9 protein-coding genes are annotated in these 13325 nt (G+C 64.1%); 2 read left to right on the top strand and 7 right to left on the bottom strand.

Annotated features, from left to right (window positions below):
- Positions 1-5 precede the first annotated feature (5 nt).
- Positions 6-935 (top strand): LysR family transcriptional regulator, encoded by a 930-nt coding sequence (locus tag R6254_RS19980; RefSeq protein WP_318409433.1) that lies wholly within the window; start codon positions 6-8, stop codon positions 933-935.
- A gap of 90 nt (positions 936-1025) precedes the next feature.
- Entirely contained in the window at positions 1026-2012 is a 987-nt protein-coding gene (locus tag R6254_RS19975) for a Bug family tripartite tricarboxylate transporter substrate binding protein (RefSeq protein WP_318409432.1), read from the top strand.
- Positions 2013-2142: 130 nt separating this feature from the next.
- Here R6254_RS19975 and R6254_RS19970 read toward each other — a convergent pair whose 3' ends face one another.
- The 7 genes from R6254_RS19970 to R6254_RS19940 form a co-directional block, all read right to left on the bottom strand.
- Positions 2143-2784 carry a helix-turn-helix domain-containing protein gene (locus tag R6254_RS19970; protein WP_318409431.1) on the bottom strand — a complete coding sequence of 214 codons (642 nt, stop codon included), beginning with the start codon at positions 2782-2784 and terminating at the stop codon, positions 2143-2145.
- Between the two features lie 40 nt (positions 2785-2824).
- Entirely contained in the window at positions 2825-5221 is a 2397-nt protein-coding gene (locus R6254_RS19965) for an ATP-dependent DNA helicase (protein WP_318409430.1), read from the bottom strand.
- Positions 5222-5282: 61 nt separating this feature from the next.
- Positions 5283-6740 (bottom strand): cobyric acid synthase, encoded by a 1458-nt coding sequence (locus R6254_RS19960; RefSeq protein ID WP_318409429.1) that lies wholly within the window; start codon positions 6738-6740, stop codon positions 5283-5285.
- A complete protein-coding gene (locus tag R6254_RS19955) occupies positions 6737-7753 on the bottom strand; it encodes an aminotransferase class I/II-fold pyridoxal phosphate-dependent enzyme (RefSeq protein WP_318409428.1) in 1017 nt (338 codons plus the stop codon). The genes R6254_RS19960 and R6254_RS19955 overlap by 4 nt, the downstream gene beginning before the upstream one ends.
- Positions 7753-8766, bottom strand: a complete 1014-nt coding sequence (cbiB, locus tag R6254_RS19950; protein WP_318409427.1) for an adenosylcobinamide-phosphate synthase CbiB — start codon at positions 8764-8766, stop codon at positions 7753-7755. The genes R6254_RS19955 and cbiB overlap by 1 nt, the downstream gene beginning before the upstream one ends.
- Positions 8766-12950 carry a cobaltochelatase subunit CobN gene (gene cobN, locus R6254_RS19945; RefSeq protein WP_318409426.1) on the bottom strand — a complete coding sequence of 1395 codons (4185 nt, stop codon included), beginning with the start codon at positions 12948-12950 and terminating at the stop codon, positions 8766-8768. Before cobN ends, cbiB begins: the two co-directional genes overlap by 1 nt.
- A complete protein-coding gene (locus R6254_RS19940) occupies positions 12947-13306 on the bottom strand; it encodes a DUF2149 domain-containing protein (protein WP_318409425.1) in 360 nt (119 codons plus the stop codon). The genes cobN and R6254_RS19940 overlap by 4 nt, the downstream gene beginning before the upstream one ends.
- Positions 13307-13325: the final 19 nt, after the last annotated feature.

Raw genomic sequence — 13325 nt, 5'->3', positions numbered from 1 at the left:
TATTAATGAATACCAACCATGTCACCCTGCGCCAGTTGCGCGCGTTTCTCGCGATCGCGGATGCTGGCGGCTTTGCGGCGGCGGCGCGCCGGCTGCACTTGACACCCTCGGCGCTGAGCCTGCTGATCAAGGAGCTGGAAAGTGGCATGAACGTCCGCCTGTTCGACCGCACCACACGCAGCACGGTCCTGTCGCTGGCGGGCAGCGAGTTTTACCCGCTGGCGCGCAAGGTGCTGGATGATCTGGCGCTGGCGCTGGAAACCACGCAGGACCTGGAGCAGAAAAAACGCGGCACGGTGCGCATCGCCTGCACGCCCCTGTATGCGTCCACCACGTTGCCGGAGCTGATCCTGCGTTATCGGCAACAGTACCCGGCCATTGCGGTCTACGTGCTGGACTCGCTGAACCAGCAAGCGCTGGCACGTGTGGTCAGCGGCGAGGCCGACCTGGGCATCGCGCCACAACGCACCGCGCCACCAGAACTGGTGCAGGAGAGCCTTTTTCGCGATCGCATGTGGCTGATCTGCCGGCCGGACCATGCACTGGCCGCACTCAAGCGCGTGACCTGGGCCCAGGTGCTGCAGCAGCCTTTCGTCAGCCTCACCCGCGATTTCACCACCCGCTTGCAGGGCGACCTGTTCAAACATTCGGAAAAACTGGTGTTAAACCCGGCACACGAGGTCTCATTCATCACCACCGCCCTCGGCATGGTGCAATGGGGCCACGGCATCACGGCGCAGCCAGGCCGTTCCCTGCCGCTGATTGAGCCTTTTGGCCTGGTGGCAAGGCCTATCGTGACGCCAGTCGTGCACCGCCATCTCTCGCTGTTCTACAAACGGGGGTATGAACTGTCACCGGCTGCGGCCAGTTTCAGGGAATTCCTGTGCCAGACGATGGGCGAACAGATCACGACAACATCAAAAGGGGCGACGTAGTCCCACCCTGGCCGACGCCGGCTGCACAGCCGACATACATATTGCTGCAAAATACCGGTCTTGTTTTCCACCCACGAAATGGAGTTCCTCATGGTCAGCTCATCCAGCACGCGTGCCCTCCGTACGCTGCGCAACGCCCTCGCCCTCAGCGCCTTTTTGCTGGCGGGTGTGGCCCAGGCACAGACCGGCACCATCCGCTTGCTGGTCGGTTTTCCGGCCGGTGGCGGCACCGACGTGATTGCCCGCACGCTGGCTGAGAAACTCAAGGACCAACTGGGCACCCCCGTGATTGTTGAAAACCGTGCCGGCGCGGGCGGGCAGATTGCGGCGCAAGCGCTGAAGGCCGCACCGGCCGACGGCATGACCTTGTTCCTGACCCACGACCACACTGTCTCCATCCTGCCGCTGGTGACCAAAAACCCGGGCTTTGACCCGGCCAAGGATTTTGTGGCGGTCGCCGGCTTCGCAACCTTTGTGAACGCCTTCGCCGTGGCCGGCGGCACCCCCGCCAAGTCCATGAACGAGTACGTGAGCTGGGTGCGCAGCACACAAGCCGGCAAAGGCAATGTGGGTGTGCCCGCCCCGGCTTCCGTGCCGGAATTTCTGGTCAAGCTGATCGGCCAGAAATACGCGCTGGACTTGCAGGCCGCGCCTTACCGCGGCAGCGCACCCATGATTGCCGACATGCTGGGCAACCAGATTGGCGCCGGTGTCGGCTCCATCCCCGATTTCATCGAAAACCACAAGGCCGGCAAAATCCGCGTGGTGGCCGTCTTGGGCGGCACGCGCCAGGCCGCGCTGCCCGATGTGCCGACCTTTGCCGAGTTAGGTCTGGCCGGTTTTGAAGACGTGCCCTATTACGGCATCTTCGCCCCCGCGGGCACCCCCAAGGCCGCGATTGACCGTTTTGCCGAAGCCATGAGCAAGGTGGTGGCCATGCCCGACGTGCGCGAGAAACTGACGGCCATGGGCCTGACCGTGGGTTATATGTCGCCACAACAACTGGCCAGCCGCGAACACGCGTATGCCCAGACCTGGGCACGCATCATCAAGGCCAGCGGTTTCCAGGCGCAATAAACCCAGACTGCGGGGTGCCCACAGTCGCTACTCTTTTAATAGCTGCCTGCGCACACCCCTTATGGGCTAGAGCCTTATTTTTCTTAAAAATCCAGGACAAACCAGCCCTCGACTGTGTTTGTCCCACGGATCACAGCGCATCGCTGTTTTCGGCTTCGGCCGCGGCGGCCGCCAGTGCGCCGGCGTCATCCTGGACAGCGCTATTCATCCGGCGGCTAAAGGTATTCGCGCTCTCAGCGATAGCGGTCAAGGCGCTGGCATAAGCGCTGTTCAGCGCCGGACTGCCCAAGCCGTTGGCACCGGGTTTGGCCGGAGGTGTTGGCACCACAGAAACAACCGCCGCCTTGCTGTAAACCATGTAGTTGCCGGCCAAACCCGTCATGGACCCATCCGAAGGCGGGTTCGCGGCATAACGGTGACCGAGCAGCGTGTTGGCTGGAGTGAAAGCGCCGAGGCTGTTCGCCGCCGGATCGCTTGAATAAACCAGGAAGCGCCCCGCGCCAGGGTTCAGCGGCGCAGCACCAGCGTTGTTGATGAAGTTGCGGCCTGCGACCAACACCAGTGAATCGTTGGCGGCACAGCGCAGGGCACAGTCGGCGCGGTGACGCTGGGCGTGCTGGGCGTCGTAGGCCCCCTCGCAACGCGCCAGCTCGCGGTAGATGGTGCTGCGATGGCGGCCCAGGCGCCGCGCGATCTGGCACTTGCTCAGATCCTGGGCAAGCCAGGCTTGAATCTGATAGCGTTCGTTCGGGCTGAGGTGGTTGTGCTTCATTGGTAAACCTGTCGGTGTAGGAACCAAAAGGCTAACCAATTCACTCCATCCTCAGCCCTTCGTGCTGCGCTCGGGGGTGTCGCAATTCGATATGGAAATCAAGATTTCCCTTGAAGTCCTGCGCCTCAGGTCGCTGCCACCGTACACGCGCCTGCTGGTAGCCGACCTGCCACCAGCCAGGAAACAACTCACGCACTTGCGCCTGCGCATAACGGTCGTCCACCAGGTAGACCACGCCCTGGTCGGACTCGGTGCGTATCACCCGGCCCGCCGCCTGCACCACTTTTTGCAAGCCGGGGTAGAGGTAGGTGTAGTCATACCCCTTGCCGAAACTGGTCTCCATGCGTTGCCTGATCTGCTCGTTGACCGGGTTGATCTGCGGCAAACCCAGGGTGGCGATAAAAGCGCCTATCAGGCGTTTGCCCGGCAGGTCTATGCCCTCGGCAAACGCGCCGCCCAACACGGCAAAACCAATGCCCTGGCTCTCGGGACTGAAACGTTCGAGAAAGGCTTTTTTCGCGCCCTCTTCCATGCCGCGCGACTGCTCCCAGACCGGAATGGCCGGGTAACGCGCCTTGAACAATGCAGCCAGTTGCTGCAGGTAATCAAAGCTGCTGACAAAACTCAGGTAGTTGCCAGGTGCCGCCGCGTATTGCCTGGCCATCAGTTCCACCAGGGGCGAAAGCGAGTTGTCGCGGTGCTTAAAACGTGTGGACACATCGCGCACCACCTGCACCGACAACTGTTCGGCCTTGAAGGGCGAAACCACATCGACCCAGGCCACATCGTCGGGCAGGCCCAGCAAGTCGCTGTAATAATGCGCCGGACCCAGGGTTGCCGAGAACAGGGCTGCCGACCGTGCGGCGGCAAAACGCGGCGCCAGAAAAGGGGCGGGCACCACGTTGCGCAGGCACAGCAACGCCCCGCCCTCGCCTTGGGTGATGTCGAACAGCGAATGGTCGCCCAGCAACTCGGCCATGCGCGAGAAATGCAGCACCTCGAAGAAGAAGTTTTGCAGCCTGGCATCGATGCCCGCCGGATGCTCGGCCAGGTGGTCCAGGATGGCGCTGGCGGTTTGTTGCAGCGCGCCGCGAAAGTCCTGGGGCACGTCCTCATAGACCTGGTAGTCCTCTGTCTGGTCCTGGTGCAACTCGCGCCAGCTGCGCGCCAGCCGGTCCAGCACCTTTTTGATCACCGTGGGCGCCGCCTGCCGCGCCAGCGCCAGATGGGCCGGGTCCAGCTCGGCCGAATACATCTTGCGTGCACGTTCAACCAGGTTGTGGGCTTCATCGACCAGCACACTGACTTGCCACTGGTTGGCCTGCGCCTGCGCGTACAACATGGCGTTCACGTCGAAGTAGTAGTTGTAGTCGCCCACCACCACATCGCTCCAGTGCAGCAAGTCCTGGCCCAGGTAATAGGGGCAGACCTGGTGGTCCAGCGCCACCTCGCGCAGCGCCTGTTTGTCCAGCGGTCCCGAGCTTGAGGCCGCCACATCAACCGCCGCCTGGCGCGCCGCCGGCAGGCGGTCGTAAAAGCCCTGGGCCAGCGGGCAGGCGTCACCGTGACACGCCTTGTCCGGGTGTTCGCAAGACTTGTCCTTGGCCACCAGTTCCAGCACACGCAAGGGCAAGGCCGGCGCGGCGGCTTGGATACGCGCCAGCGCATCCAGCGCCAGTTGCCGGCCCGGGGTTTTGGCCGCCAGGAAAAACACCTTGTCGAGTCCTTGCGTCGGGCAGGCTTTCAGCAAGGGGAACAAGGTGCCAATGGTTTTGCCGATGCCGGTGGGCGCTTGCGCCATCAGACAGCGGCCGCTGCTGGCTGATTTGTAGACGGCCTCGGCGAGTTCACGCTGACCCGGTCGAAAAGCCGCATGTGGAAACGGCAGCGAGACCAACGCGGCGTTGCGCGCCGCCCGGTGTGCCAGTTCCTGCCGTGCCCAACCTAGAAAATCTTCACACTGCGCTTCAAAATAGACGCGCAAGTCTTCGGCGCTGAACGATTCGACCAACAGGGTTTCATCCTGCGTGGCGACGTTGAAATACACCAGCGCCAGTTTGAGTTCTGCCAGGTTTTCCTGACGGCAGAGCAGGTGGCCGTAGACCTTGAGCTGCGCCCAATGCAGCTGACGGTGGTTCTCGCGCATGGTGTTGAGATCGCCGCGAAAGGTCTTGATTTCTTCGAGCTGCCCCAGCTCTGGGTCGTAACCATCGGCCCGGCCACACACCCGCAAGTCCTTGTAGTCGCCGCTCAGGCTGACTTCGGTCTGGTAATGCGCGGGTCGCCGCATCGCCACCATGCGGTGGCCCGCCATGCCTTCCAGCGCGGACGGCGAAGGTGTGAAACGTAAATCCAGGTCACCGCGTTTGGCCGTGAACTCGCACAGGGCACGCACGGCCACGACGTAGGGCTGCTCCGGGACGCGGGCGGTGTTCATCAGGGAGGGCTGGCTGGGGGGTTATCAATGACTGTATGGATAACCAGTATTGTAGCGAGAACTAACTGATCAGCCCATCTAGCACGCCTGGCTCAAAGTGCTGGCCGATGTAATCGGCCAGCCCCTCAAACACCGACTCCAGCGTGGGGGTGCTGGCGCCGAACAAGGCCTGCAACACGGCAGGGTCTTCAAACAGGCCGTGCAGGTAGACACCCAACACATTGCCGCTGCCGTTTTGCCAGGCCAGGCCCCCGGGCATGACCGGGTGCGCGATGTCGCCGGCTGCGGCCATGGCGCTGTGCGGCGCGGTCTGGCCGTGGTGGATTTCGTACCCTTGCACCACCACCCCCGACAAGGCCGCCCAAGCACCACTCACCGCAGAAAAACTCGCCTGCCGGCGCTGCACGGTCTTGTCGGCTTCAAACAGCGTGACCACCGGCAGCAGGCCCAGGCCGGGCCCGTTGCCGTCAATGCCGTGTGGATCGATCAACGCTTCGCCCAGCATTTGCAGCCCACCGCAGATACCCAGCACAGCGCCGCCCCGTCCGGCGTGCGCGGCCACGGCGCGGTCCAGCCCCTGCGCACGCAACCAGTCCAGGTCGCCGCTGGTGTGTTTGGAGCCGGGCAGGATGACCCAGTCGGTGGGGCTCAAGCCAGCCAGTTCGGCCGGGCTGCGCACCCACTTCAGGTGAATACCCGGCACGTTTTTCAGCGGCTGGAATTCGTCGAGGTTGCTGATACGCGGGTAGGCAATCACCGCCACGGTTCTGGTCACAACGCCGGCAGCCACGCTGCGGTCGTCAAACACGCCGTCTTCTTCGGGCAGGCCGTGTTGCCACCACATCGGTAGCGTTGCAACAGTGGGCACACCGGTCAGGTCCTGCAACATTTGCGGGCCGGGCGCCAGCAAGCTGGCATCCCCGCGAAACTTGTTGAGCACAAACCCCTTGATCAGGGCTCGCTCTGCTTCGTCGAGCATCATCCAGGTGCCGTACAAATGCGCAAACGCGCCGCCGCGATCGATGTCGGTGACCAGCAAACAAGCCGCCTTGGCGTGTTGCGCCACACGCATGTTGACGATGTCGCTGCTTTTGAGGTTGATCTCGGCCGGCGAACCTGCGCCTTCGATCACCACCACCTCGTTTTCAGCCAGCAACTCGTCCAGCGCCTGCGCCACCACGGGCCAGACCGAGGCGCTGCGGCCGCGCCATTCCATGCGTGAGAGTTCGGCATTCACCTGGCCCATCAACACGACCTGGCTTTGCGTGTCTTTTTCGGGTTTGAGCAGCAGCGGGTTCATGCGCACCTCGGGCACGGCATTCGCGGCCAGCGACTGGAAGTATTGGGCGCTTCCGATTTCTCCGCCAGCCACAACTCTTGCGTTGTTGCTCATGTTCTGCGCCTTGAAAGGCGCGACCTTCAGGCCTTGGCGTGCGTAATACCGGCACAGGGCGGTGGTCAGCCAGCTTTTGCCGGCGCCGCTGGTGGTGCCCAAAACCATGACACTTTTTGCGCTCATGCTGCTTTCTTGATGATGTGTTGCCAGGTATTGTGCAATGTGTCCTGCGCGGCCGGCGCCAACACGCTGATACGTACATGGCCGGGCAAACCGAAGGAAGTGGTGTCGCGCAGCTTGATGCCTTGCGCGCGCAATTCGCTCAATACCTGCTGCAAATTCATGGCGGGTGACAAGGCCGGCCGGGCACAGAAGAAGTTGGCCTCGCTGGGCAAACAAGTCCAGCCCAGGGATTCACACAGCGCGATTTGCCGTGTTTTCCAGTCACGCAAGCTACCCAGGCTGTCGGCCAGCCAGGTTTGCACCGCGGGTGTGGTCCAGGCCTGCAACATGGCCACACCGTGCGCGCCTACCGGCCAGGAAGGCGCCAGGCGCTCCAGTTGTATGACGGCCTCGTCCGCACCCAGCGGCGCAATCACGTAAGCCGCCCGCACGCCGGTCAGCCCCAGCGCCTTGTTGGGCGTCCAGAGTTGCCAGCACTGCTGCAAGCTTTCATCACTCAGGGCCAGCCTACCGCTGAGCCGCAAGGGTTCGTAGGCGCGGTCCAGCACACACAGCGCCGCGGTGTCCACCTGCTCTGCCAAACCGGCATGCGCCGCACCCAGCGGGCTGGACGGATCACAGGCCCAGCGCAACTGCGCTTGCGCCGGCTGCGGCACCGCAGTCAGGCCCCAGGCCTGAGCTGACTGCGCGTAATCGCCGTAGCTGTGCGGCGGCAGCCAGACCGCCGCCGCGCCGCGCTGCGCGGCGAGGGCCGTGATGCGGAAAATAAACTCGCTGGCACTGCCCGCCAGCAACACACGCTGCACCGCCACGCCATGAAAAGCCGCCAGCTGGGCGCGCAGGGCGCTGTAAGCCGCGTCGGGGTAAACCGAGGCATCGGCCTGCTGCACCGCCGCCAGCGCTGGCGGGCAGGGCCCGCAGGCATGGCTGTTGGTGGAAAAGTCATGCAGCGGCACGCCCAGGCTGTCCTGTCCGCCGTGGCTGCGTGTTGAAAAAGTACTGTCAGTCACCATCAACCCATTCCAAATGCTATCAATACCGTAGCTGGCAGCGCAAACACAGCAAGGGCCAGGACCACTTTTGATGCAATAACAATGGCCTGCACCGTGTCCACGGCCTGGGGCGCCCGGCCCGCCTGGTTCAACACATAGACCCCCGGCTTGCGCAGGGCCACGCCCAGCGCCAGCGCCATGGCGGCCATCGGCCAGCCGCTGTTGGGCGACGGGGTGAGTCCTGCCTCCCGACGCAAACCGGCCAGACGAAAATCACCGGCCACCAGCCAGATCAGCCCGGCCGTCAAACGGGCGGGCAACCAGGACAAGACGTCGTCGGCGCGCGCCGCCCACTTGCCGGCCCACTCCCACTCGCCGCGGTAACCCCACATCGCATCGGCGGTGTTGGCAAAGCGGTAAACCGCCGCACCCGGCAAACCCAGCAACACAAACCAGAAAATGGGCGCCACCACCGAATCATTCAGGTTTTCGGCCAGCGACTCGATGGCGCTTTCACGCACCTCGCTGTCACTCAGATTCGCGGTGGCGCGGCTGACCAGCCAGGACAGGCGTTTGCGCCCGTCCGGCAGCGAGGTCTGCAAGGCCGCTTCCACGGCCAACACTTCGCTGCGCAACATGCGCCAGGCCAACATGGGTTTGAGGACGATAGCCAGCAACAGCGCCAAGCCCGCCCACGCGAGCCAGGCCCATGACCATGCCCATGTCGTCAGGTCCAGGCGCAACCACTGGTCCACCACCAGCCACTGCAAGCCGACCGCCAACCCACCGACCACAGCCGCACCGGCACACCAGGCCAGCGCGCCACCCACAAAAGCCGCGGCCGGGGGCCAGGCCTTGAGGCGCTGGCCACACAGCCCCAGGTAACGCCCCATCCAGACCACCGGATGCCAGGCGGCCACGGGTTCGCCCCAGCGCCAATCAATGGCCAGGGCCAGCCACAAGGCTGCCAGCAAGCCGGCAGCCACGGCCACCCAGGCCAGCGGGTCTTGCAAAGACAACAAGGCGAGCAACATCAGTGGGCCTGCGCCACACGGGGACGTGCGCGGCGCGACTGGCGCCATGCACCCAGCGCGATCAAGAGCGCGGCACCCAACAAGGCCGCCAGGCTGTTCGCCACCTGCATCGCGGGCGGCGTGACGGGCTCGTCGGTTTGCGGCTTCAGCGTCAGGCCGCGCACCGGCGCGGGAGCGGCGTCATCTGCGCTGGTGTCAACCGGCTGGGCCGGCTGGGCGGGCTGTGGCGCGGCCTGAGCCGGACTGGCCTGGCTGGGTGCGGCCGGCTTGGCCGCCTGCGCCTGTGCTGCCGCAAAACGCTGCACCGCTGGATTGCTCTCGCGCAAGCCGGTGGCTTTGAGCGCCTCCTGGTAGGCCTGGACCAGTTCCTTTTTGGTCGCGTCGTCGGGCTGCCAGTAGTTCAGACGCACCGCATCCAGCATACGTTCCAGCGTCTGCGCAAAAGCGGCACGGTTGTCGCCCTCCAGCCACTCGCGTGTGCCCAGCTTGTACTGGTCACGCACATACACGTTGTGCAAGGACTGCCAGTGGTCTTGCCGCACGGTTTGTGGCGCGGTCACCTGCCAGCCCCACAAAAACTGTGCGGTCTTGAGGACTTGCAAAGTGCCGCTGTAACCTTCGGCCTTTTGCGCGTTAATCCATTGCGGGTGCAGGTAACGGGTGTGCATTTCCTTGGTCAGTGCGCTGGCCGCGCTGTCGGTTTTGACTTCGCTGTTGTCGCGCAGGTTTTGCACATACAGCGCCGGGTCCTTGCCGGTGAGCTGGCGCACGGCTTGTGCGATGCCGCCCAGGTACTGGAAAGGGTCGTCGCTGCTCAGCATACCGTAGGTGTTGGAAGTGCGCGAAAGCAAGGCGGCATCGACCTGCGCCAGGTTGCTGGCGTAGGCGCCGCTGCGCATTTTCTCCAGCACCTGCGCCTGGCCAGCATGGGCGGGCAACTCGCCGAGTTTGTCGCCATAGGCATGGCCCATACGTGCCATGTACAAGCTGCTCATCTCGGCGTCGCCGCCGCCCTTGCCGGCGGTCTTCCAGAGGTCGGTGTTTTGGGCCGCGTCGGACAGACCGGTGCCGTAGGTGCCCTGCTCGTTGGAAAACACCCGTGCGGTGGACCAGCGCTGCGCCTGCGCGGCGCTGGCACCACCAGCCACCATGGTTTTGGCGATGGCCTGCGCGTTGCGCGCCACAAAGTTGTCTTTCTCGCGCAAGGCCGCCACCTGCTGCACCCCTTCGTCCAGCCAGCGCATCACGGTGGGGAACTGGTCGCGGTAAGAACCCGTCACGCTGAGCAAAACGTCGAGCCGCGGGCGCTTCAAGGTGTCCGCAGGCACGGTGTCCAGGCCCACGACACGGCCGGCCTCGTCCCAGCGCGGGCGCAGGCCCAGGGCATGCAAGGCCTGGCTTTCCATCACGCCCTGGTGCCGCATGGTCTCGCCGGCCCACAGGGTGAAGGCAATTTTTTCCGGCCACTGGCCCTTGTTGTCGTTGCGGTGCTGGAGCATCCAGGCGTCAAAAGCCGCCACGCCGGTGTCCCAGGCCTGGCGCGTGGGCACACGGCTGGGGTCAAAGCCGTAGAGATTGCGCCCGGTCGGCAGGCTTTCTGGGTTGCGCACCGGGTCGCCGCCATAACTGGTCGCCAGATGCTGGCCGTCCAGCGCTTTCAGGAAACCGCTGATCTCCTCGTTGTTGGCTAGCGCGGCCTCCAATTGAACCGCGCGTTGCGCCAGGGCCAGCAATACCTGTGGATCCAGCAGCTTGGCTTCGGCGCGGTTGGGCACCGAGGTCTTCGGCATTTTTGTGTCCTCCGCGCGCAAGTCCAGACGGCTTGCGGCCTGCGGGTCTTTCAGCGCGACCTGCAACCAGCGCGCCGGGCGCGACTGCATCAGGCGCGCGCCGTCGAGCAAAAACACCTCGTCGATGTCTTCACCCATGGCGTCGATCAACGGCTTGCGCAAGGTCTGCAGCACGGTCAACAGACGGCGGTTGGCATCGGGCACCTCGCCAAACGCCGCCAGGCCCAGCGGCTGGGCGGTCTGCGCCAGGTCATCCAGAAACGGGTGCAGAACTTCCATGAAACCACTAAAGTCGGCGCGAATTTTTTCCTGGCTCCACTTCAGATCTCGGTGGAATTGCTGCTCGACAAAATGCGCCAGCAAGCGCGCCTCCAGCTCGGCCTTGACCGGGCCGGGTGCGACGGTTTCCCAGTCGTGCATCAGGTCGTGCATCTCGTGCACCTGCGGCCGAAAACCGGCCGGCGAAAACATGGGTGTCGAATGGCTGACCAGCACGGCACGGCCGCGCCGCTTGGCGGTCAGCGCTTCGCCGAGGTTGTCCATGATGTAGGGGTAGACATTGGGCACATCGCCCAGCGCCAGCAGCGGATCGTCTTGCGCCGAGAGGCCACGCTCCTTGCCGGGCGCCCATTCGACCGTGCCGTGTGTGCCCACATGCACCAGCGCATGGGCGCCGAGTTGCGTGCGCAGCCACAGGTAGGTCGCCAGGTAGTTGTGGCTGAGCGGCACTTGCGAGCGGTGGCCTATACGTTTCTTGCGCATCTCGGCCGAGTTGGCTGCCGTGATTTCATGGCGCAGCGGCTGCGGCAGGATCACCACATGGCCCAGTTGCAGGCGCGGAATCACAAAGGCCGGCTCCAACTGCCCGGTCTGGCCGGCCACGCCGGAAGGACGCACCATGGCGGCCTTGTCGGCCGGGCCCCAGTAGTCTTCAATGCGTTTTTGTGTCGCCGGCGGCAGGCTGCGAAACCAGTCCAGGTAACGGGGCAGCGGCAAGACATCAGCCAGTCCCTGAGCTTGCAGGCCTTGCACCACTTCGGGTTTGTAAAACGCGGCCATGGTGGCCAACACCTGCGGCGTGATCTGCTCGGCCGTCGGTGCCTCGGTCTGGTAACCGGCGGTTTTCATCGCGGCCAGCATGTTGTGCAGGCTTTTGGGCACGTTGAGAAAAGACGCGCCCACATTGCCCTCGCCCAGCGGGTAGTTGTAAACCATCATCGCCACGCGACGCTGTGCCGGCGGTGTTTGTTGCAGCCGGGTCATGGCGGCGGCCTTGTCGGCCACCGCATTGATCTGGCCGGCGATCGGCAGCAGCGAGCCGCTGGTGCTGTCACGCGCGGTGATCAACATCGCATCGACCATGCCGGAAAGTTCGCTGGGTGTGTAGTAATACGACACGTCGCCGAGCGCGAGACCGTCCTTGCTTTGCGCCCACTCGGCCGGGTTCATGGCCAGCGCCGGCATGGTTTGCAGCACTGGCACGCCGATACGTTCGAGTTCGGCCTTGCGTTCGGTCGGGTTGAAGACCAGGGCGGCGTTGATGATCAGGTCAGCCACACGCCGCTGGCCGGAAGGCCCCGCGATATGCGTCGCCTGGAAGAACAGGTCTTTTTGCTGGCGCGGGCCATAAAACGCATAAGCACGCAGGCCACGCTGCTCCAGCGCGGCAATCAGCGTGTCCAGCCAGGCCGTGTCGGAACCGGTGAAGACCGCGTTGTTGACCGCAATCGCTATTGTTTTAGGAGCTGCTTGCGCCCGACCTTCCTGGGCTGGAGGCACATTTGATGCATAAACCGGGAGTTTATCCAGAGCAGCGGCCTGGTTTTCGACTTGTGGCCAGCGCGGGTGGTAAAAACCGGCCAGCGGCAGCTGCACGGCAGGCGGCAAGGCGGCGCTATCGGCGAAACTCGCCCCGGGCTTCAAGGCGGCCATCGCCAGACCGATGTTGGCCACACCACCAAAACGCCAGTACTCGCGCAGGCGCTGTGCCCAGGCGGCGCTGACACCGCGCTCGGCCGCCAACGGTGCGGCGGCAGACGACTGGTTTATGGCAACCGTGCTGAACTCGCCGACCAGCACATAAGGTGTGCTGATTTTGCCCAGCAGCTCGCCAAACTTGGCAGCCGTGTTGTTGGCCACGCTGCTGTGCGGCGCATCAATCACCAGCAGGCGCGCGCCGCGCAAAGCCTGCTCCAGACCTTGTGGCGTGTCCTGCTCAGCCGACACGACGGTCAAGGGCACGCCGGCCTGCTGCGCCACGGCCACCAACTGCGCCAGGCGCGGTGGTGTCACCACATAGGTACTCAGCAACACGATGGGTGACTGAGCCGGCTGCGCGGCCGCCAGCCCCATGCTGGCCGCTAGCCACAAGAAAACGCGCAGCAGCCAGCTCATGGTTTGGCTCCGACGTTAGCGGGCGCCGTCGCGGCCGGCACATAAACCATGGTGCCGTCTTTCATGCGGTAGGCGGTGCCGGCTTTTTCGCCGTCGCCCTCGCCCGAGGCGCCGCTGGCCTTGAAACGTGTGACCTTCTGGCCTTCCTTGGTGATGATTTCCATGTTGGGCTGGCCTTCGTTGCGGATGATGGTCAGCTTGTCCTGCGCAAACGGGTTCATGGGGTTGTTGATGACCGCAATCATCAACATGCCGATGACCACCATGAACACGTCGATCAGGTTGATGGTGGACAACACCGGGTCGTCATCGTCAGCGTCCAGGCTGTTGAGAATGGAGAACTGCCGCTTGCTCATAGGGTGGCCCCCACGCTGG

The organism is Polaromonas potterensis, from assembly GCF_033446725.1.
In the GTDB taxonomy this organism is placed as follows: domain Bacteria; phylum Pseudomonadota; class Gammaproteobacteria; order Burkholderiales; family Burkholderiaceae_C; genus Polaromonas.
The sequence above is the reverse complement of the archived record's forward strand: the minus strand, read 5'-3'. Positions and strand labels throughout refer to the sequence as shown.

What these genes read in the sequence shown, in the direction of transcription:
- R6254_RS19940 (WP_318409425.1), bottom strand. Translation starts at nt 13,306, where the DNA reads ATGAGCAAGCGGCAGTTCTCCATTCTCAACAGCCTGGACGCTGACGAT.
- R6254_RS19975 (WP_318409432.1), top strand. Translation starts at nt 1,026, where the DNA reads ATGGTCAGCTCATCCAGCACGCGTGCCCTCCGTACGCTGCGCAACGCC.
- R6254_RS19980 (WP_318409433.1), top strand. Translation starts at nt 6, where the DNA reads ATGAATACCAACCATGTCACCCTGCGCCAGTTGCGCGCGTTTCTCGCG.
- R6254_RS19970 (WP_318409431.1), bottom strand. Translation starts at nt 2,784, where the DNA reads ATGAAGCACAACCACCTCAGCCCGAACGAACGCTATCAGATTCAAGCC.
- cbiB (WP_318409427.1), bottom strand. Translation starts at nt 8,766, where the DNA reads ATGTTGCTCGCCTTGTTGTCTTTGCAAGACCCGCTGGCCTGGGTGGCC.
- R6254_RS19955 (WP_318409428.1), bottom strand. Translation starts at nt 7,753, where the DNA reads ATGGTGACTGACAGTACTTTTTCAACACGCAGCCACGGCGGACAGGAC.
- cobN (WP_318409426.1), bottom strand. Translation starts at nt 12,950, where the DNA reads ATGAGCTGGCTGCTGCGCGTTTTCTTGTGGCTAGCGGCCAGCATGGGG.
- R6254_RS19965 (WP_318409430.1), bottom strand. Translation starts at nt 5,221, where the DNA reads ATGAACACCGCCCGCGTCCCGGAGCAGCCCTACGTCGTGGCCGTGCGT.
- R6254_RS19960 (WP_318409429.1), bottom strand. Translation starts at nt 6,740, where the DNA reads ATGAGCGCAAAAAGTGTCATGGTTTTGGGCACCACCAGCGGCGCCGGC.